Genomic DNA, 18868 nt, shown 5'->3' with positions numbered 1-18868 from the left:
CCCGGTCTGCGCGCCCATGAGAAGCCCCTTGGGGCAATTCGCTGGCCTGATGCAGCCGCTTGCGGCACACTTTCAGCGCCGCACCATACAGGGATACCGGAACGATCATGGCCGCAGAACCTCGCCTCGACAGTCTCTACAGCAAAATCATGAACGAAGAAGACGCCCGGGTCTGCAAGGACATCCCCGACTCAGCCTGCTCGGACGTGCCGCAAAACTTCTTTCTGCAGGTGCTGGCCAATACCCTGACCAGCCTGGGCGACACCCTGACCAACCCGAAAACCACCCTCGCCTGGCTGCTCGGCGTGGTCGGTGCGCCGGTTGCGCTGATCGCCTGGCTGGTGCCGATTCGCGAGTCCGGCTCAATGCTGCCGCAACTGCTGATCGCCGCCTGGATTCGTCGCCTGCCCTATCGGCGCGGCGTCTGGGTATGCGGCAGCCTGCTGCAGGCAGCGGCGTTGCTGGCCATGGGCGCGGTGGCGTGGTTCTTTGAGGGGGCGCTGGCGGGCGGGCTGATCATTGCCTGCCTGATCGTTTTCAGTCTGGCCCGTGGGCTGTGCTCGGTGGCCAGCAAGGATGTGATCGGCAAGACCGTCCCCAAGACCCGCCGAGGCCGGCTTAACGGCCTGGCGACCAGCCTGTCCGGGTGGCTGGCTCTGGCCTTCGGGGTCTACTGCCTGATCTATCCGCCAAATGACGACGATATGCTGTTCTACGCCGCATTGCTGATCGGCGCAGCACTGCTCTGGATGCTCGCGGCGCTGGTTTACCGGCGCATCGACGAGGCCCCCGGTGCGACCGAGGGCGGCGGCAACGCCTTCAGCCACGCGCTCGGCAACATCAGCCTGTTGCGCGACGACGCACCCTTCCGGCGCTTTGTTGTCACCCGGGCGCTGCTGCTGTGTTCGGCGCTGTCGGCGCCCTACTACGTGGTACTTGCCCGAGATGTGGAGAGCGGTTTTGGCATGCTGGGTGCCTTTCTGGTTGCCAACGGCCTGGCCAGCAGTCTGAGCGCGGGCGTGTGGGGGCGGATGTCGGATGCGTCGAGTCGTCAGGTGCTGATTCGCGCCGCGCTGCTGGCGAGCCTGCTGGGGCCGCTGGTGATTGCTGTTGATCGCTGGGCCAACCTGCCCGACGCGCTGCATGCCTGGCTGTTTCCGCTGGCGTTCTTCGTGCTCGGTATTGCCCACGCCGGCGTGCGGGTCGGTCGCAAGACCTATGTACTGGACATGGCCGGCGGCAACAAACGTACGGACTATGTTTCGGTCGGCAACAGCGTCATTGGCCTGATCCTGCTTGCCACCGGGTTGTTCGGCCTGCTCAGCGGTTTGATCGGCGCGGCAGGCATGCTGTTGCTGCTCTCGGCCATCGGCCTGCTTGGCGCGCTGCTGGCAACCACGCTACCCGAAGTACAACAGGGCTGAAAGCACAGCAGGACTGAATCAGAGGGCCTGAATCCAGTCGCGGGCGGCAGCTGCCTCACTGGTCGGAAAGACCTTTACCTCGACGCCCGGAATCAGACGGTCAGCCAGGCCAACCATCACTTCGAGCCAGCGCTGATCCGTTACAACAGCCTCGCGCTCGAAACGGTTCCAGTGACTGATGCCGTATTTCAGATCCTTGTACAGGGCTTCAACCGACATACCCTCAAAGGCCGGCATTTCGACATAGATCCGCGCTCTGGGGTGTTCCTGCAGTTTGGCTTCAACTACCGCAAGCATCTGCTCCAGCATCTCGCCGGTGATCTTGCCTTCGATGCGAAAGCCCAACACCTTGTCGTTGGCGAAGGGAATCAGGGTGAACATGGCGACCGCCTCCTGTATGACCGGCCCGTGGCAGGGCCATGCCAAATTGGACAACAGGAAACGGGGCATGACTCCCGGCCGGACAGCCGGGAGCCTGGACAGAATTACTCGACGGACTGATCAATGACCAGTTGATACACCTGCTCGGAGCCGGCGCGAACGTCGTCGACCCTGCCGGTATGGGTACCGCTGCGCGCATCGCCATCCAGCGATACCCGCGCGACCAGCTCAAGTGCTTGCTCTGCGCTCAGCTTGACGCCGGGCAGCATGGCATCGGCTTCACTCAGGCTCAGTTCCAGAGGCAGCTCGGCCAGGGTCAGACGTTTGGCCGCCAGCGGCATCGGCGGGCCGTTCGGCTCACGGATGAACACAAAAACACTGGCGCTATCCGGCAGGCTGGCGCGCAGCGCCGGGTCAACGCTGATCTGCGCCTTGACCGCCAGCAGCACTGGCGCTTCCGGCGGTGTCTGGCCGGCATCGATCATGCGCTGACGGGCACGGTCAATACCGCCCTGAATGGCCTGTGCGCCGGGACTGTCCGCTGCCATGCCCTGCTGCAACTGCTGCCAGTAACGAATGGCACCGGCAAAGTCATCCGCCTCAAAGGCGGCGATACCGAGCAGGCCCAGCGCGGTAGGCTGCTGCGGGTCCAGCTCGATGGCCTTGTCCAGCGCCAGCGCAGACTCGGCATCGAGCTTGTTGCCGTTGGCGAAATAACGTGCCTGGGCCAGCTGGGCCAATACCTCGGGCTGCTCACCCAGACGCGCCAGCGCATTGCCAAAGGCATCGGCCGCCTTTTCCGGGTTCTGGGCGCTGATATACGCACGCCCCAGCATGTACCAGGCCTCACCGTTCTCGGGTTGCACCTGCACTACCCGCTGGGTGCGATCAATCAGCGCTTCAAGCGAATCCACCTGGGGGGTGGCCTGCATTTCGCGGTACAGCGCCAGGCCATCGGCCGCGCCCCACTGGCGATACAGCCCCAGCACGGCGAGCGGCAGTACCAGAACGGCGATGATCAGCAGCCAGGTGAACTGGCGGGTCAGTGGCGCCTGCCGCGCGTCGGCAGCGGCGGTGTCTTCAAGCAGCAGCCGGCTGGCCTCGCCCTTGGCGGCAGCAAGCTGCGCCTCATTCAGATCCCCCGCACGCGCCTGCGCTTCCAGTTCGGCGACGCGCTCCTCGTAAAGGGCCACGTTCAGGGCGGTACGATCCACCCGATCCATCCGCTGGCGCCGGCGCAGCGGCCACAGCATCATCACGGCCGCAACCAGCAACAGGGCGGCGGCTCCCAACCACAAATCAGTCATCTTGGCTCTTCTTGTTGAGCAGTTCGTCCAGCCGCTTTTGCTCCTGCGGCGACAGACCGGCATCAGAGGATTCATTCACCGCCCGCTGCCGGCGGCGAACCAGTAAGACCACGGCCAGCACGCCGACCAGCAGGAACGCCAGCGGCCCGAACCAGAGCACCGCAGTATCGCGGTTCAGAGCCGGCTTGTAGCGAACGAACTCGCCATAGCGGGCGACCATGTAGTCGACGATCTCGTCGTCACTGCGCCCGTCCTCCAGCAGACGAAACACTTCCTGACGCAGGTCAGCCGCAATCGGCGCATCGGAGTCGGCAATATTCTGGTTCTGACATTTCGGGCAGCGCAGTTCGGAACCGATGGCGTAGAAGCGATCACGCTCCTGCTCCGAGCTGAACTCGAAGGTATCCACCGCCGCCCCAACGCCGCCTGCCATCAGCAGCAGCCCGAGTACAAGCCAGTGCAGTCGTCGGCTCATTTGGCCTCCTCCACCAGCGCCCGATAACGCGCGCCCAGGTCGGTGTCCCAAACCCGTTCGTCAATCACGCCGATAAACTTGTGACGGATCACGCCGTTGGCATCGATCAGATAGGTTTCCGGTGCGCCGTAAACGCCCAGATCAAGCCCGAGTCGGCCATCGGCATCGCTGATGTTCAACTGATAGGGGTTATGAAAGTCCTTCAGCCACTTGATCGCGTCTGCATTGGTGTCCTTGTAGTTGACCCCGTAGATCACCACGCCTTCGGCAGCGAGACGGTTCAGCACCGGATGCTCGACGCGGCAGGCAACACACCAGGTCGCCCAGATGTTGACCAGCGCCGGGCCCTTGAGATCAGCCTGGGTAATGCGCGGCTCGCCGTCGATCACCGATGGCAGATCAAACGTCGGGAACGGCTTGTTCAACAGCGGTGACGGCAGCTCCAGCTCGGTCACGCCTTCTTCCTTGGTCATCAGGCTCTGCAGGAAGAAGCCGGCCAGCACCAGAAACAGCAGCAACGGCACAATCAGCAATAGACGACGCATCAGGCAGGCTCCCCGGCAACGCGACTGGCCGGCTTGTCGGCGCGCTGGCGCGCCTTGAGACGGTAGCGCTTGTCACTGGCTGCCAGAAGGCCACCAGCCATCATCATCAGGCCGCCCAGCCAGATCCAGCGCACAAAGGGCTTGATATGAACCCGCATCGCCCAGGCATCACCCTCAAGCGGCTCGCCCATGGCAACGAACAGGTCGCGGGTAAAACCGGCGTCAATGCCCGCCTCGGTCATTACCTGATTCTTCACCCGGTACAGGCGCTTCTCCGGATGCAGCGTAGTCAGCAGGCGGTCGCCGGAATAGACACTGACTGTGCCCTGATCGGACACCCAGTTCGGCCCCTCACGGTGGCGCACGCCATCAAATACGAAGGTGTAGCCGCCCAGATCCAGGGCGTCACCCGGCGCCATGCGCAGGTCACGCTGATTGTCGAACAGACTGGCACCGACCACACCAACGGCACAGACCGCGATACCCACATGCGCCAGGGTCATGCCCCAGTAGCTGCGCGGCAACGCACGAACACCGGCGACCAGCCCCTTGTTGCGACTCTTGTGCAGGATGTCACGCACACTGGCGCCACACACCCAGAAGACCAGCAGCAGCAGACTGCCGACCGCCAGCTGGTGGGCACCGATCCACAGGGCGATAGCGACTGCAGCCACGGCTGCCAGCACCAGCACCCACTTGAGCTGGCCAACCAGCCAGTCCATCGGGGTCTGCTTCCAGCGGCTGAGGATGCCGACACCGAGGGCAGCCATCAGAATCGCCATCAACGGCAGGAACATGCCGTTAAAGTACGGCGGGCCAACCGACACCAGGGTGTCGAACGCCGACATGATCAGCGGGTACAGGGTGCCGAGCAGGACCATCAGCGCCGATACCACCAGCACCACGTTGTTGACCAGCAGCAGCGCTTCACGCGAGTTCCAGGCAAAGCCGATCTGGCTCTTCACTACCGGCGCACGCAGGGCATACAGCAGCAGCGAACCACCAACCACGACCAGCAGGAAGCCCAGCACGAACACGCCGCGCTCCGGATCGGTTGCAAACGCGTGCACCGAGGTCAGCACGCCGGAGCGTACCAGGAAGGTACCCAGCAGACTCAGCGAGAAGGCCGCGATGGCGAGCAGCACGGTCCAGCTTTTGAACACGCCGCGCTTTTCGGTCACCGCCAGCGAGTGGATCAGTGCAGTACCCACCAGCCAGGGCATGAATGACGCGTTTTCTACCGGATCCCAGAACCACCAGCCACCCCAGCCGAGCTCGTAATAGGCCCACCAGGAGCCAAGCACGATACCGATGGTCAGAAATGCCCAGGCGACGATGGTCCAGGGCCGCGACCAGCGGGCCCAGGCGGCGTCAAGGCGACCGCCCAGCAGCGCCGCGATGGCAAAGGCAAAGGCCACCGAGAAGCCGACATAGCCCATATAGAGCATCGGCGGGTGGACGATCAGGCCGAAATCCTGCAGCAGCGGATTCAGGTCATTGCCGTCGACCGGATGGAACGGCAGCTGCCGGTCGAAGGGGTTGGAGGTAATGAGCATAAAGCAGAGGAAGCCGACGCTGATCATGCCCATCACCGCCAGCACCCGCGCCAGCATCTCTTCGGGCAGGTCGCGGGAAAAAATGGCAACAGCGAAGGTCCATCCGGCCAGAATCAGCGCCCACAGCAGCAGAGAACCCTCGTGACCACCCCAAACCGCACTGATCTTGTAATACCAGGGCAGTGCCGAGTTGGAATTGAGCGCAACATAGGTCACGCTGAAGTCGTCAACCACAAAGGCGTGGACCAGGCACCCAAAGGCAATGGCCACGAACAGACACTGCGCCGCGGCCGCCGGTTGACCGAGCCCCATGGCCATGCCATCGCCGCGCCAGGCGCCATACAGCGGCACTGTTGCCTGCAGAACCGACAGGCACAGCGCAATGATCAGGGCAATCTGCCCAAGTTCAGGAATCATGCTTTACCCCTTATTCCGCTTGCGGCTGCTGGGCGGCCTTGTTGGCCATGGCGTCATTCATCGCCTTGGCCACTTCGGGCGGCATGTACTCTTCATCGTGCTTGGCCAGCACCTCGTCGGCCTCCAGCACGCCATCGGCGTTGATGCGACCCAGCGCGACGATGCCCTGCCCTTCACGGAACAGATCCGGCAGGATGCCACTGTAGGCAATGGTCACAGCCTTGGCACCGTCGGATACATCAAAGCGGACATCGAGGGAGTCGGTCGAGCGCTCGACGCTGCCCTCGACCACCATGCCACCAGCACGAATGCGCGCACCCTGGGGTGCCTCGCCGTCGGCAATCTGGGTCGGGGTGTAGAACAGGTTGATGTTTTCGCGCAGGGCAGTCAGGGCCAGCGCCACGGCGGACCCTACTCCCAGCAGAACCAGCAAAATCAGAATCAGGCGTTTCTTGCGTGCGGGATGCATCAGGATTCCTCTCGCCGACGACGGCGTGCTTCGGCCTGCACCAGCCGACGACGTCCGATCATCGGGGTGAGGAACAACAGGATCAGAACTGCAGCCGTAATTCCGTAGGCAGTCCAGACGTAGGGGCCATGTCCACCCATGGCAAAGTAGGTCGCCAGGTCGCTCATGAATTGTTCTCCAGCGCATCACGTACCCAACGGGTCTTGTGCTCGCGCTTCAGGATTTCCAGCCGCATGCGCATGAACAGATTCAGCGTAAACAGCCCGTAAAACGCCAGTACCATAACCAGCAGCGGCAGCCACATTTCCGGCGGCATGGCCGGCTTCTCGGTAATAGTGAAGGTGGCAGGCTGATGCAGGGTGTTCCACCAGTCGACCGAGTACTTGATGATCGGGATATTGATCACGCCGACAATGGCCATCACCGACGTCGCCTTGGCTGCGGTATCACGATTGCTGATCGCCATGCGCAGGGCAATGATGCCAAAGTACAGAAACAGCAGGATCAGCATAGACGTCAGTCGCGCATCCCACTCCCAGTAGGTACCCCAGGTCGGCTTGCCCCAGATTGACCCGGTGATCAGCGCAACAAAGGTCATCCAGGCCCCGATCGGCGCCGCACACTGCAGTGCGACATCCGCCAGTTTCATGCGCCAGACCAGGCCAACGACGCCAGCTACCGCCAGCATCATGTAGCAGGATTGGGCAAGAATCGCCGCCGGCACATGGATGTAGATGATGCGGAAACTGTTGCCCTGCTGGTAATCCTGCGGGGCAAACACCAAACCCCAGACGCTGCCGACAACCAGTGCCAGCAGGCTGAAGGCAGCGATCCAGGGCATCAGTTTGCCGCTGATCTCATAGAACCATTTGGGCGAGCCCAGTTTGTGGAAAAACGTCCAGCTCATTCGCCGTTCAACTCCGCAATTATTCGCTAACCCCGATTCGCAGGCCCGCAGCGATTGCCAGCGGGGCCAGACTCAATGCCAGCACTGCCAGGCAGCCCAGCCACAGCAGGTAACCCTGCACCGGCAAACCCTGCAATGCCGCATCCATGGCGCCGGTGCCGAGAATCAGCACCGGGATATACAAAGGCAGTATCAGCAATGCCAGCAGCATGCTGCCGCCGCCCTTCAACCCTACCGTCAGCGCCGCACCGATGGCTCCAAGCAGGCTCAGTACAGCCGTACCGAGCAGCAGCGTGGCACAGAGTACCGGGATCACCGACCAGGGCAAAGCCAGCATCATGCCCAGCACCGGCGTCAACAGCACCAGCATGACACCACACATCAGCCAGTGGTGCAGCACCTTGACCAGCACCAGCAGTGTCAGGGGATGGGGAGACAATACCCATTGCTCCAGCGAGCCGTCCTCAAAGTCACTGCGAAACAGCCCATCCAGCGACAACAGGGTCGCCAGCAAAGCCGCCACCCAGATCACACCCGAAGCCATGCGCTGCAGCAGCGCCGGCTCGGGGCCGACCGCCAGCGGAAACAGCGTTATAACCATGGCAAAGAACACCAGCGGATTGAGCACCTCGCCGGGGCGCCGCCAGGTCAGCTGCCATTCTCGGCGCAGCAGTTGCCAGAGCACGCTACCCATCAGCAAACCCGCCCCAGATCCAGCCGCCGAACCTCATTCAGGTGGTCCAGACTGTGGTGGGTGGTCAGCACCGCGATGCCACCGTCGCGGGCAAATGCCAGAATCTGCTGTTCCAACACTTGCACTGCCGCCCGATCCAGCGCGGTAAAGGGCTCGTCCAGCACCCAGACCGGCTTGGCGGTCTGCAACCGCAATCGTGCCAGCGCTACGCGACGCTGCTGCCCTGCGGACATCTGCCGACAGGGCACATCTTCATAGCCGCGCAGGCCAACCGCAGCCAGAGCATCCCAGATCGCCTCACGGTCGACGGGCTGGTCGAGCGCGCAAAGCCAGGACAGATTCTCTTCTGCGCTCAGGGTCGCTTTTACCGCCGTGGCGTGACCAAGAAACAGCAAATGGCGGCGCCAGAACTCGCGCCCGCTGCCACCCAGGATAGATCGGCCAGCATAATGAATATCACCGGCCGAGGCAGGCATCAGGCCAGCCAGAATACGCAGCAGACTGGTCTTGCCTGCACCATTGGGGCCGGCGACCTGCAATACGTCGCCTGCCTGAAGACAGCAGTCCAGCCGGGCAAAGAGCTCACGCTCATCCCGCTCACAAGCCAGGTCGATGATGTCGATCTGCTCAGCTGCCACCGCTGCTCCGAACGCTACCTGGGTGGTAGCGGCTAATTAATGATCCCGCCCCGTCTGCCGCTATACTCTGTAGCCAGCAAGACCTGCGGGAGCGCCTGTTTTCCAGCGGCGCCATTATACATGCCCCCCTTTTGCGGGGGACCTCGATTTACGTCAACATGTGACAGCATGAGCCCCGACTTTCGCCTGCCACCGACCAGCAACACCCCGCCAACCGGCAGCACCAGTGCTGCGCCGGCGCGTTCTGCCGACGCCATAATGGTGGCGCTGCAGCTATTGCGTCCAATTGACGCACTGCAGGTTTTGGGCGGCGATCAGGCTGACGCGGATGTCGTGCAGAGCAGCGCCAAACCGAATGCAAGCGGCCAGTTCGATCTGCTGCTGAAGATCGTCAAGCAGGACATGAGCGGCACCACCACCCTGCCTGCCAGCAGCAACCAGCCGCTTGCAACCGGAACCCGCATGGTGGTCCAGGCGGTGGCCCAAACCCAGCTGATGGCAGTCGTACAGCAGGTCAACGCACAAAATGCCCAGCTGCTGACCCGCCTTGATCCGGCGCAGTTTCCGGCCGGCTCCCCGGTCCAGGCGCGGGTAATCAGCCAGCAAACGATTCCAGCCACCACCAGCCAGGCTGCGCGCTACGAGCTGGTGGCCCAACTGGTCCAGCAGAGCGCCCAACAGACACTGCTGAACATTAACAGCACGCGCCCGGTCGAGCCCGGCACCCTGCTCAACGCAACCGTTGGCAGCCAGGGCGAATTGCGCGTGCTCAGCAGCAGCGAGCAGGTCCGCCAGGCCGATCTGCTGCAAGGCTTGCGCGCCGCCTTCCAGCAGCAGGCTTCATCAGAACTACTGCTGACGCGACTGGCCTCGCTGGCGGCATCGCCAGGCGACTTGCCGGCCGTGCCGGCACTGCAACTGGCTGTTGCCAACGTACTGAAGCAGATTGTCGATGCGCCGCAACTGATGACTGCGACCGGCGTCGCCAATGCGGTGGCCCAGAGCGGCAATTTTCTGGAAGCCAACCTGGCACGTCTTGCCGATATCATGGGCCGACAACAGGCTGGCGAACTCAACCCGGACGGCAAGGCGCCGGTTACCTCACCCGGTGACGCTGCCAGGCCGGCCCTGCCCGCACTCGACAAGCTGCTGCCGCTGCTGGCCAGCCTGAGCGCACCACGCGCAACAGAGCCGCTGGCCGGTGCAGACTTCAAGGGGGCGCTGGTCAGCCTGCTGGTTACCCTGCAGCAACAGCTACCGGGCTCGGCCCTGACTCCACCGCAGACGCCGACCGGACCATGGCAACAGGCAATGCAGCTGGCGCAGCAAGGCGTAATCGTCAAGCCTGGCCTCTTCCCCCTGCCCGCCCGCGCCCTGCAGGCACTGGGCGAAACCAGCGATCTGGGCAGCCTGCTGCGCCTTACCGCAGCGCTGCTATCGCGTATTCAGCACCATCAACTGCAGAGCATGGGCCAAACCCAAACCTTCTCGGACGGCAGCAGCCAGACAACCTGGCAGCTTGAAATCCCCCTGCGCGACGGCCAGCAGTTCAACCATGTGCAGGTCCGCATCCAGCGCGACGCACCGGCGCCAACACCACGTCAGCCGGAACCGGTGCCGATATGGGAAGTCAGGCTGGCGTTCAATCTGGATCACCTGGGCAACATGCAGGCAATTGCCCGTCTGCGCAATGACAAGGTCAGCAGCGAGCTGTGGGCAGAGCGGCAGGAAACACTGGGCCTGATCAACAGTGAAATCGGCGCCCTGCGCGACCGACTGCTGGCCAAGGGGCTGGATGTCGGCGAGCTGAGCTGCCACCGGGGCACACCACCGCCACCACGCCAGCCGGTACAGCAAGGCTGGATCGACGAGGTAACCTGATGAGCACATCCCGAGAAGCGATTGCGCTGGTCTATGACGGCGGAGAACAGGCACCGACCATTACCGCCAAGGGCGAAGGGGATCTGGCAGAACAGATCATTGACCTGGCAATGCAGTACGAAGTACCGATCTACGAGAACGCCGAACTGGCAAGAATGCTGGCACGCATGGAGCTGGGCGATCAGATACCCGAAGCCCTGTACCGGACGATCGCTGAAATCATTGCCTTTGCCTGGTACATAAAAGGGAAGCGGCCGGCGGGATTCGACCCAGATGCCGGTAAGGAAAAACCACTGCAGCTGGAACGCAAGGAGCAGCAGTAACCTGGCGTCGAGGTCAGCCCTGGCGCGAGGCGTGCAGTTTGACGAACAGTTCGGCCTCGGCCTTGGACAGACCGCAGGATTGGGTCAGATCTTCAATACTCGCGCCCATGCCAACCAGCCTGGCGGCCTGGTTATAGGGCATCGCCTGGGGGTCCTGTTGCTCAAGCTTTAGCTGCTTGTCTTCGAGTCGCTTGACCTGCTGGCGCAGCGCAGTCAGCTCTTCCCCCATGCGGATACTGCCCTGCTGGAAGGTGGCAAGATCCCGTACCAGCTGGTCCATCCGCGCCTGCAATCGAACGTCCAGTTGCTGCTGCAGAGTCGGCAGGCGACGCACCTGAACGAACAGCGCAATGAGGCCGACCAGCGCGGCCAGCAACAGGCCGACCACACCGCCCACCACCAGCAGCAGCCAGGGCTCATTCATCTGTCAGAATCCCGACAATTCTGCCCACTCGTCCTCGGTCATCATCTTCTCGAGATCGACCAGAATCAGCAGCTCGTTGTTCTTGTTGCAGACGCCCTGAATAAACTTGGCCGACTCATCCGTACCAACATTCGGCGCCGTCTCGATCTCGGACTGACGCAGGTACACCACCTCGGCCACGCTGTCGACCAGGATGCCGACAACCTGCTTGTCTGCCTCGATGATCACGATGCGAGTGTTATCGGTGATGGGGGCCGGGCTCAGGCCAAAGCGCTGACGGGTATCAATAACCGTCACCACATTGCCACGCAGGTTGATGATCCCCAGCACATAGGAGGGCGCACCCGGCACAGGGGCGATCTCGGTGTGTCGCAGTACTTCCTGCACCTGCATGACATTGATGCCGTAGGTCTCGTTGTCGAGCCGGAAGGTCACCCATTGCAGGATCGGATCTTCAGCACCTTGTCCCGAATTATTCTTCATTGTCTTGCTTCCCGATCATCATTTAAGTCCAGGGCTCGAGCGCGTCACTCGGCAACGCCACCCTACCCGCTCATCCTAATGCTGGCGCCGCGGCATTACCAGCTGCAGCAGAACCTGCGTTACCCACTATCAGCTCGGCCAGCGCAGACACATCCAGCAGCGCACACATGTGATCAATCACGGTACCCGCAAGCCAGGGTCGCTTGCCCTGCTGTGAGCGCCATTTGATCTGTTCCGGCGCGAGCCGAATCGACTGCTGTACGCCGTGCACGGCCATACCCCAATCGTAACCTTCAACCGAGATCACAAAGGACAGACTGTCCTTGAGCTCCGGCGTGTAGCGCTCGGGCATGACCCAGCGCGCCGTGTCCAGCACCTTGATATTGCCGGCCTGGGTGGCGAGGATACCGAGAAACCAGTCCGGCTGACCGAACAGCGGGGTAATTTCATCTTCCAGCGGGTAAATGGTACCCAGCAGCACCAGTGGCACCGCCAGTTTGAGCCCGCCCACATCAAACAGCAGCGCTTCGAAAGGCTGTTCCCGCCACTGCGGTACTGACCTGGCCGGCGTTACGGGTTCGGCGGCGATCGGATCGGGCTCTTCGCGCGCCTCTACCACCGACGGCGCAGGCCTGGTCACAGGCCGATCAGGCTCCGACTTTTCCAGCCCTCGCAGCGGCGTAGGCTCGGCAACCTCGGGCTGCGGAGCCGGCGCAATACTTTCCTGTTCGGCACGGGCCAGCTCATCAGCCGCGTCCTGCAGCAGGGCATCCAGATAATGCTGAATGGTCTGCTCGGGCACGAACTCCTGAACCGGCAACAAGGGTTTACTCATAACAACCAGATCGTCTCGCATTGCCGTCACCCCATAGGTAACGGCCTGTATTGGTTATCGGCGCGCCAAGGCAAAGCATTAGCGAACCCGGTAGCCCGTTCTCACGCCACCTGCTCACGGCGATTGAGCGACTGGGCCAGCAAAAACCGCAGCAACGCCCGGTAAGCCAGCACCCCACGGGCATTTTGATCAAGCTGCGATGGCACCACGCCCGCAAGGCTGGCGTCGCGCAGTTTCGTATCAATCGGAATGTACGCCTGCCACAGATGCTCCGCGTAGTCGCGACGCAGCAGCCGCAAGGTATTGAGTGACGCCTGGGTACGGCGGTCAAACAGCGTGGGCACGATGGTGTAAGGCAACGCCTGCTTGCGCGAGCGGTTGACCATGTTGAGGGTATGCACCATCCGTTCAAGCCCCTTGAGTGCCAGGAACTCGGTCTGTACCGGAATAATCAGTTGTTCGCACGCCGCCAGTGCATTGATCATCGACACGCCGAGGAGTGGCGGACTGTCGATAATGACGAACTGGTAGTCGTTCCACAGTTGCGCCAGCGCTCGGGAGATCACCAGACCATACCCGCCCTGCGCGGCCGACTGACGCTCCAGGGTCGCCAGCGAGGTGCTTGAGGGCAACAGACCGATATTGGGATGCGAGGTCTCTTTCAGCAATGCGGCCGCAAGCCCCTCGGGCACCTGCCCGTTGTGCTGAAACAGATTGAAAACGCTGCTGGTCAGCTGGTCGGGATCCTGGCCGAAATAACTGGTCATCGAGCCGTGCGGGTCGAGATCCACGACCAATACCTTCTGGCCCTGATCTGCAAGCAGGCCCGCCAGCGCGACGGCTGTCGTGGTCTTGCCCACCCCGCCCTTCTGGTTGGCTACCGCCCAGACTCTCATACCCTGCCTCCGAGGATGCCGGTACCGCTGCGCATCCCGCAAAAATAATGAAACGCCAACATTCTGACAGCCCGCCGTCTATTTTAGCTATTGCAGAGCGTCCAATGCAGGAGCCGTGCCAGAAGCCGGCGACGTACGCGCTTCACGCATCACATCAATACGCTCGTCAGGTTCTGCGACCTGCTCGTGCCGAGTGTCAAGAAAGCGTGACACCAGCAGCACCACCCGGCGGTTAGCCCTGCGGCCAGCCGCCGTCGTGTTATCGGCGACAGGCCTGAATTCACCATAGCCTACCGCAGCCAGCCGGTCAGGGTTGACTCCGCCATTGCTGAGCATGCGCACAACGCTGGCTGCCCGGGCAGCAGACAATTCCCAGTTGGTCGGATAACGACTGGAGCGAATCGGAATATTGTCGGTAAAGCCCTCAACATGCACTGGATTGTCATAGGGCTCAAGAATCGTCGCGATCCGATCAATCAGGTCAAAGGCGGAATCCAGGGGCAGCGCATCGCCGCTGGGAAACAGCAGCCCCGAACTCAGCTCGATCTCGATCCACATCTCGTTGCCACGAACCTCAAGCTCACCGGACTGGATGAGATCGCCGAAGGCTGCTGTCATCGCGGCGGTGATATCCTGCAAGGCATCGCTGCTGCCGTCAGGGCTGCCGGCACCGGTAGCGTCGTTATTCTCACGGGTAACGCCGCGCGGCAGCTCCGTGCCGATCTGAATCGGGTCGACCGAGCGTTGCGGCTGGTTGAAGGCACCGACCAGCGTATCGGATAACACCTTGTACTTGCCCTCGTTGACCGAGGAAATGGAGTACATGACGACAAAAAAGGCAAACAGCAGGGTAATGAAGTCCGCGTAGGACACCAGCCAACGCTCGTGATTCTCTTGCTCTTCCGGTCTGGATCGGCGCATCGTTCAACCTCTAATCCAGAAAGCCCTCAAGCTTCATTTCGATCGACCGCGGGTTCTCGCCCTCGGCGATCGACATCAGGCCTTCGAGCAGCATTTCGCGGTATTTGGACTGTTGCAGCACCACCGCCTTGAGCTTCGCAGCAGCCGGCAGCATGAACAGGTTGGCGAGCGCCACGCCGTAGATGGTGGCAACAAAGGCAACCGCAATACCGGCACCCAGCCGCGAAGGGTCGGCGAGATTGCCCATCACATGAATAAGCCCCATCACCGCCCCGATAATACCAATGGTCGGTGCGTAGCCACCCATGCATTCGTAAACCTTGGCCGCCATCAGGTCGCCGTGTTCCTTGTTGACCAGATCGACTTCCATGATGCTGCGCAGCGCTTCGGGCTCGCTGCCGTCAACCAGCAGCTGCAAGCCCTTGCGGGCAAAGTTGTCAGGCTCCAGCTCGGCCATACTTTCCAGCCCGAGCAGCCCTTCCTTACGTGCGATGGTGCTCCAGTTGATAACCTGGCTGATACCCTCACGCATACGGTTGGCCGGCGGAAAGATGATCCAGGGCAGAATCGCCAGCGCCCGCTTGAACACGGTCAGCGGCGTTTGGATAAATGCAGCACCCAGGGTGCCACCAATGACGATCAGGCCTGCCGGACCGTTGAGCAGCGCGGTAGCGTGACCACCTTCGAGGTAGTTACCACCGATGATAGCGACAAACGCCAGAATGACGCCGATGACGCTGAGGATATCCATCAGCTGAGCTCAGCCAGATAACGACCGATTTCATCCAGGTTATAGATGCCATCAGCCAGATTAGCCTTGGCAACAGCCATCGGCATACCGTAGATCACGCAACTGGCTTCGTCCTGGGCCCAGACCGAACTGCCGGCCTGCTTGAGCATGCGTGCGCCCTCACGCCCATCAGCCCCCATACCGGTGAGAACCACCGCCAGCACCTTATCCTGGAAAGCCTTGGCGGCCGAACCAAAGGTCACATCCACACACGGTTTGTAGTTCAGGCGCTCATCACCGGGCAGAATTCGCACAACGCCGCGCGAATCCACCATCATCTGCTTGCCTCCCGGTGCCAGCAGCGCCCGGCCGGGACGCAGCACGTCGCCGTCCTCAGCCTCCTTGACGGAAATCCGGCACAGCTTGTCCAGCCGCTCGGCGAACGCCTTGGTGAAGGCAGCCGGCATATGCTGGACCAGCAGCAACGGAGCAGGAAAATTCGCCGGCAGCTGGGTCAGTACTTTCTGCAGCGCCACCGGCCCCCCGGTCGAGGTACCAATGGCCACCAGCTTGTAGCTCCGCTTGCGCGGGGCCGGACTGTTTTTCACCGGTGCCGACGGTGCGGGTGCAGCGGTCGGGCGCGCAGGGGCACTGCTCGACAAACCCGAAGCCGGGCGCGAGGCCAGTCCGGGTGCGGGGGCAGCAGCGGGCGACGGGGTGGAGTGCAGACCGAGCGAGCGACGGTTGGTTCGGGCCAGGGCGGTAACCCTCTCGCACAGCATCTGACGTACCTTGTCAGGGTTGCGCGAGATGTCCTCGAAGTTTTTCGGCAGATAATCGGCCGCACCGGCGTCAAGCGCATCCAGGCTGACGCGCGCGCCTTCGTAGGTCAGCGAGGAGAACATGATCACCGGCGTCGGACAGCGCTGCATGATCTGCCGGACGGCTTCAATGCCGTCCATGACCGGCATCTCGTAGTCCATGGTGATCACATCCGGGTGCAGCGCCAATGTCTGCTCGATGGCCTCACGACCATTGTTGGCAGTACCGACTACCTGGATTTGCGGATCGCCGGCCAGAATCTCCGTCACCCTGCGGCGAAAGAAACCCGAATCGTCGACCACCAGAACCTTAACCGCCATACCCTCTCCTGACCTGCGTCCTGCACATGAACTGATTCATAACTGTTTTGGCGGGCTTGCAGCTTCCCGCAGACAACACTTGCTTAAGCCTTTTAGGGGCGCTCGACGCGTCCCGAAGCAGGCTATCACATGCGTCGCGCATAACGCTTGAGCAGGCTCGGAATATCCAGAATCAGGGCAATACGACCGTCGCCGGTAATGGTTGCCCCGGCCATTCCGGCGGTACCTTGCAGCATACGCCCGAGCGGCTTGATGACAACCTCTTCCTGACCAACCAGCTGATCGACCACAAAGCCGACCCGCTGGGTACCCACCGACACGATCACCACACTTGCCGCCGAATGATCGCTGGTATCTTCCACTCCTGGCATCAGCCAGTGCTTGAGATAGAACAGCGGCAAGGCCTTCTCGCGCACGATGATCACCTCCTGACCGTCCACCACGTTGGTGCGGGACAGGTCGAGGCTGTAGATCTCGTTGACGCTGACCAGCGGCAGCGCGAACGCCTGGTCGGCCAGCATGACCATCAGGGTCGGCATGATGGCCAGGGTCAGAGGCACCTTGATTGCGATCCGCGAGCCCTGCCCTTTGGTCGACTCGATGCTGATCGTGCCGTTGAGCTGGGAAATCTTGGTCTTGACCACGTCCATGCCGACACCACGGCCGGAGACGTCGGAGATTTCCGTTTTGGTCGAGAAACCCGGCGCGAGGATCAGATTGAAGCATTCGGCGTCGCTGAGACGGTCCGCTGCGTCCTTGTCCATCATGCCTTTCTCGACCGCTTTGGCCCGCAGGATTTCAGGGTCCATGCCACGACCATCGTCGACGATGGTCAGCAGAATATGATCACCTTCCTGCTGCGCAGCCAGCACCACCTTGCCCGTCCGCGGCTTGCCAGCGGCTTCACGCTCGTCCGGCAATTCGATACCGTGGTCTACCGAGTTGCGCACCAGGTGCACCAGCGGATCGGCCAGCGCCTCAACCAGATTTTTGTCCAGATCGGTCTCTTCACCAATCAGCTCAAGATTGATTTCCTTCTTGAGGTTGCGCGCCAAATCGCGAACAACCCGGGGGAACCGGCCGAAGACCTTCTTGATCGGCTGCATGCGCGTTTTCATGACCGACATCTGCAGGTCGGCCGTGACCACATCCAGGTTGCCAACGGCCTTGCCCAGCTCTTCATCACCACTGGCCAGACCCAGACGCACCAGGCGGTTCCGCACCAGCACCAGTTCACCGACCATGTTCATGATTTCATCCAACCGAGCGGTATCGACACGCACCGTGGTGTCGGCAGCCGGCGCCTCGGCGGGTGCAGCCGACTTGGCCGGTGCCGGTGCGGGTGCTGCGGCCTTGGCCGCCGGCTTCGCTGCAGCCTTGGGCGCAGCGGGCGTTACCGGCTTGCTGGCAGCAGGTTGTGCAGCAGGTTTGGCAGTCTCGGACTGGTCGGCCTTGGCGTCAGCAATACCGGGGGCAGCACCCTTGCCGTGGAGCTGATCAAGCAGCGCTTCGAATTCGTCGTCAGTGATATGGTCATCGGAACTGTCGACAGCCGACGTCTCCGGTGCAGCAGCAGGTGCTTCCTTGACACCGGGGGCGGCACCCTTGCCGTGCAACTGATCAAGCAGCGCCTCAAATTCATCGTCGGTAATGTCGTCACCGTCAGACGCCGGCCTGGACGATTCAGCGGATGCCGGCTTGCCTGCCGCAGTTGCCGGCGCCTTGCCCGGGCCATGTAGTTCATCCAGCAGGGCCTCAAACTCATCATCGGAGATCTCATCCGCGCCAGCGGCGGACGTTGCCTGCGCAGCAGCAACAGAGGCTGCGGCAGCCGCACTGCCATCACCGTGCAGGGCGTCAAGCAACTGCTCGAATTCATCGTCGGTGATGTCACCCTCGGCAGCGGCAGATGCCGCAGCGTCAGTCGGACCTGCCTCGGGCTCCGGCTCAGGCTCGGGCTCTTCTACAGCAGGCGGCTCGCTTGTCACCTCATCCGCCGAGGCGGGCTGAGCCAGGGCGGCCAACGCATCCAGCAGAGCAGGCGCAGCAGGAGTCGGCTCCTCGCTCTCTCGCACCTGGGCAAACATGCCATTAACCGTGTCCAGCGCCTGAAGAACGACATCCATCAACTCGGGCGTGACGGTACGTTCGCCCTTGCGCAGAATATCGAATACGTTCTCGGCGATATGGCAGCAGGCAACAAGGGCATCCAGCTGGAGAAAGCCGGCCCCGCCCTTTACGGTGTGAAAGCCGCGGAAGATAGCGTTAAGCAGATCCATGTCGTCGGGCCGGTTTTCCAGCTCGACCAACTGTTCGGACAACTGCTCGAGAATCTCGCCGGCCTCGACCAGAAAGTCCTGGAGAATCTCTTCATCCGCATCGAAACTCATGCACCCACTCCCCTCGGGCGTGTTATCGGA

At 62.1% G+C, this 18868-nt stretch carries 21 protein-coding genes; 3 read left to right on the top strand and 18 right to left on the bottom strand.

All coding sequences use genetic code 11. From position 1 onward, the window contains the following. The first annotated feature begins 107 nt into the window (after window positions 1-107). Window positions 108-1424, top strand: a complete 1317-nt coding sequence (locus B7O88_RS02920) for an MFS transporter (protein ID WP_088273682.1) — start codon at window positions 108-110, stop codon at window positions 1422-1424. A gap of 18 nt (window positions 1425-1442) precedes the next feature. On the opposite strand, the gene B7O88_RS02915 is transcribed toward B7O88_RS02920, so the two are convergent. From B7O88_RS02915 to ccmA, 10 genes are all read right to left on the bottom strand, one after another. Next, window positions 1443-1805, bottom strand: a complete 363-nt coding sequence (locus tag B7O88_RS02915) for a SpoIIAA family protein (protein WP_160003132.1) — start codon at window positions 1803-1805, stop codon at window positions 1443-1445. 104 nt (window positions 1806-1909) lie between these two features. Next, window positions 1910-3112, bottom strand: coding sequence for a c-type cytochrome biogenesis protein CcmI (ccmI, locus tag B7O88_RS02910; protein ID WP_160003131.1), 1203 nt, complete (start codon window positions 3110-3112; stop codon window positions 1910-1912). Further along, on the bottom strand, window positions 3105-3587 hold the full coding sequence (locus B7O88_RS02905; protein ID WP_088273679.1) for a cytochrome c-type biogenesis protein: 483 nt from the start codon (window positions 3585-3587) through the stop codon (window positions 3105-3107). Before B7O88_RS02905 ends, ccmI begins: the two co-directional genes overlap by 8 nt. After that, the gene (locus tag B7O88_RS02900; RefSeq protein ID WP_088273678.1) at window positions 3584-4132 is read right to left on the bottom strand and encodes a DsbE family thiol:disulfide interchange protein; all 549 of its coding nucleotides are present in this window, start codon (window positions 4130-4132) and stop codon (window positions 3584-3586) included. Before B7O88_RS02900 ends, B7O88_RS02905 begins: the two co-directional genes overlap by 4 nt. Beyond that, window positions 4132-6105, bottom strand: a complete 1974-nt coding sequence (locus B7O88_RS02895) for a heme lyase CcmF/NrfE family subunit (protein WP_088273677.1) — start codon at window positions 6103-6105, stop codon at window positions 4132-4134. Before B7O88_RS02895 ends, B7O88_RS02900 begins: the two co-directional genes overlap by 1 nt. Window positions 6106-6115: 10 nt before the next feature. Then, window positions 6116-6574 (bottom strand): cytochrome c maturation protein CcmE, encoded by a 459-nt coding sequence (gene ccmE, locus B7O88_RS02890; protein ID WP_088273676.1) that lies wholly within the window; start codon window positions 6572-6574, stop codon window positions 6116-6118. After that, window positions 6574-6741: a heme exporter protein CcmD gene (gene ccmD / locus B7O88_RS02885; RefSeq protein ID WP_088273675.1), complete on the bottom strand. Its 168-nt coding sequence runs from the start codon at window positions 6739-6741 to the stop codon at window positions 6574-6576. The genes ccmE and ccmD overlap by 1 nt, the downstream gene beginning before the upstream one ends. Then, window positions 6738-7481, bottom strand: a complete 744-nt coding sequence (locus tag B7O88_RS02880) for a heme ABC transporter permease (protein WP_088273674.1) — start codon at window positions 7479-7481, stop codon at window positions 6738-6740. Before B7O88_RS02880 ends, ccmD begins: the two co-directional genes overlap by 4 nt. Before the next feature lie 19 nt (window positions 7482-7500). Further along, complete coding sequence (gene ccmB / locus B7O88_RS02875) at window positions 7501-8175, bottom strand: heme exporter protein CcmB (RefSeq protein WP_088273673.1); 675 nt, start codon at window positions 8173-8175, stop codon at window positions 7501-7503. After that, on the bottom strand, window positions 8175-8813 hold the full coding sequence (ccmA, locus tag B7O88_RS02870; RefSeq protein WP_088273672.1) for a cytochrome c biogenesis heme-transporting ATPase CcmA: 639 nt from the start codon (window positions 8811-8813) through the stop codon (window positions 8175-8177). Before ccmA ends, ccmB begins: the two co-directional genes overlap by 1 nt. Window positions 8814-8981: 168 nt before the next feature. On the opposite strand from ccmA, the gene fliK reads away from it, so the two are divergent. Both fliK and B7O88_RS02860 read left to right on the top strand, forming a co-directional pair. Further along, entirely contained in the window at window positions 8982-10694 is a 1713-nt protein-coding gene (gene fliK / locus B7O88_RS02865) for a flagellar hook-length control protein FliK (RefSeq protein ID WP_160003130.1), read from the top strand. Continuing rightward, window positions 10694-11017, top strand: coding sequence for an EscU/YscU/HrcU family type III secretion system export apparatus switch protein (locus B7O88_RS02860; RefSeq protein ID WP_412779051.1), 324 nt, complete (start codon window positions 10694-10696; stop codon window positions 11015-11017). The genes fliK and B7O88_RS02860 overlap by 1 nt, the downstream gene beginning before the upstream one ends. A gap of 13 nt (window positions 11018-11030) precedes the next feature. Here B7O88_RS02860 and B7O88_RS02855 read toward each other — a convergent pair whose 3' ends face one another. The 8 genes from B7O88_RS02855 to B7O88_RS02820 all read right to left on the bottom strand — a co-directional run bounded on the left by B7O88_RS02855 (window position 11031) and on the right by B7O88_RS02820 (window position 18838). Continuing rightward, on the bottom strand, window positions 11031-11441 hold the full coding sequence (locus tag B7O88_RS02855; protein ID WP_088273669.1) for a DUF2802 domain-containing protein: 411 nt from the start codon (window positions 11439-11441) through the stop codon (window positions 11031-11033). A 3-nt stretch (window positions 11442-11444) separates the two neighbouring features. Beyond that, entirely contained in the window at window positions 11445-11924 is a 480-nt protein-coding gene (locus tag B7O88_RS02850) for a chemotaxis protein CheW (RefSeq protein WP_088273668.1), read from the bottom strand. 70 nt (window positions 11925-11994) lie between these two features. Further along, window positions 11995-12759 (bottom strand): CheW domain-containing protein, encoded by a 765-nt coding sequence (locus B7O88_RS02845; protein WP_088273930.1) that lies wholly within the window; start codon window positions 12757-12759, stop codon window positions 11995-11997. 101 nt (window positions 12760-12860) lie between these two features. After that, window positions 12861-13655: a ParA family protein gene (locus B7O88_RS02840; protein WP_088273667.1), complete on the bottom strand. Its 795-nt coding sequence runs from the start codon at window positions 13653-13655 to the stop codon at window positions 12861-12863. An 87-nt stretch (window positions 13656-13742) separates the two neighbouring features. Beyond that, window positions 13743-14576, bottom strand: coding sequence for a flagellar motor protein MotD (gene motD / locus B7O88_RS02835; protein WP_088273666.1), 834 nt, complete (start codon window positions 14574-14576; stop codon window positions 13743-13745). Between the two features lie 10 nt (window positions 14577-14586). Continuing rightward, the gene (locus B7O88_RS02830; protein WP_088273665.1) at window positions 14587-15327 is read right to left on the bottom strand and encodes a flagellar motor protein; all 741 of its coding nucleotides are present in this window, start codon (window positions 15325-15327) and stop codon (window positions 14587-14589) included. After that, window positions 15327-16448 (bottom strand): protein-glutamate methylesterase/protein-glutamine glutaminase, encoded by a 1122-nt coding sequence (locus tag B7O88_RS02825; protein WP_088273664.1) that lies wholly within the window; start codon window positions 16446-16448, stop codon window positions 15327-15329. The genes B7O88_RS02830 and B7O88_RS02825 overlap by 1 nt, the downstream gene beginning before the upstream one ends. A gap of 125 nt (window positions 16449-16573) precedes the next feature. After that, window positions 16574-18838 carry a chemotaxis protein CheA gene (locus B7O88_RS02820; RefSeq protein ID WP_088273663.1) on the bottom strand — a complete coding sequence of 755 codons (2265 nt, stop codon included), beginning with the start codon at window positions 18836-18838 and terminating at the stop codon, window positions 16574-16576. Window positions 18839-18868 lie beyond the last annotated feature (30 nt).

This window comes from Halopseudomonas aestusnigri (assembly GCF_002197985.1).
Taxonomy (GTDB): domain Bacteria; phylum Pseudomonadota; class Gammaproteobacteria; order Pseudomonadales; family Pseudomonadaceae; genus Halopseudomonas; species Halopseudomonas aestusnigri.
This window is presented reverse-complemented; position numbering and strand designations above follow the sequence as displayed.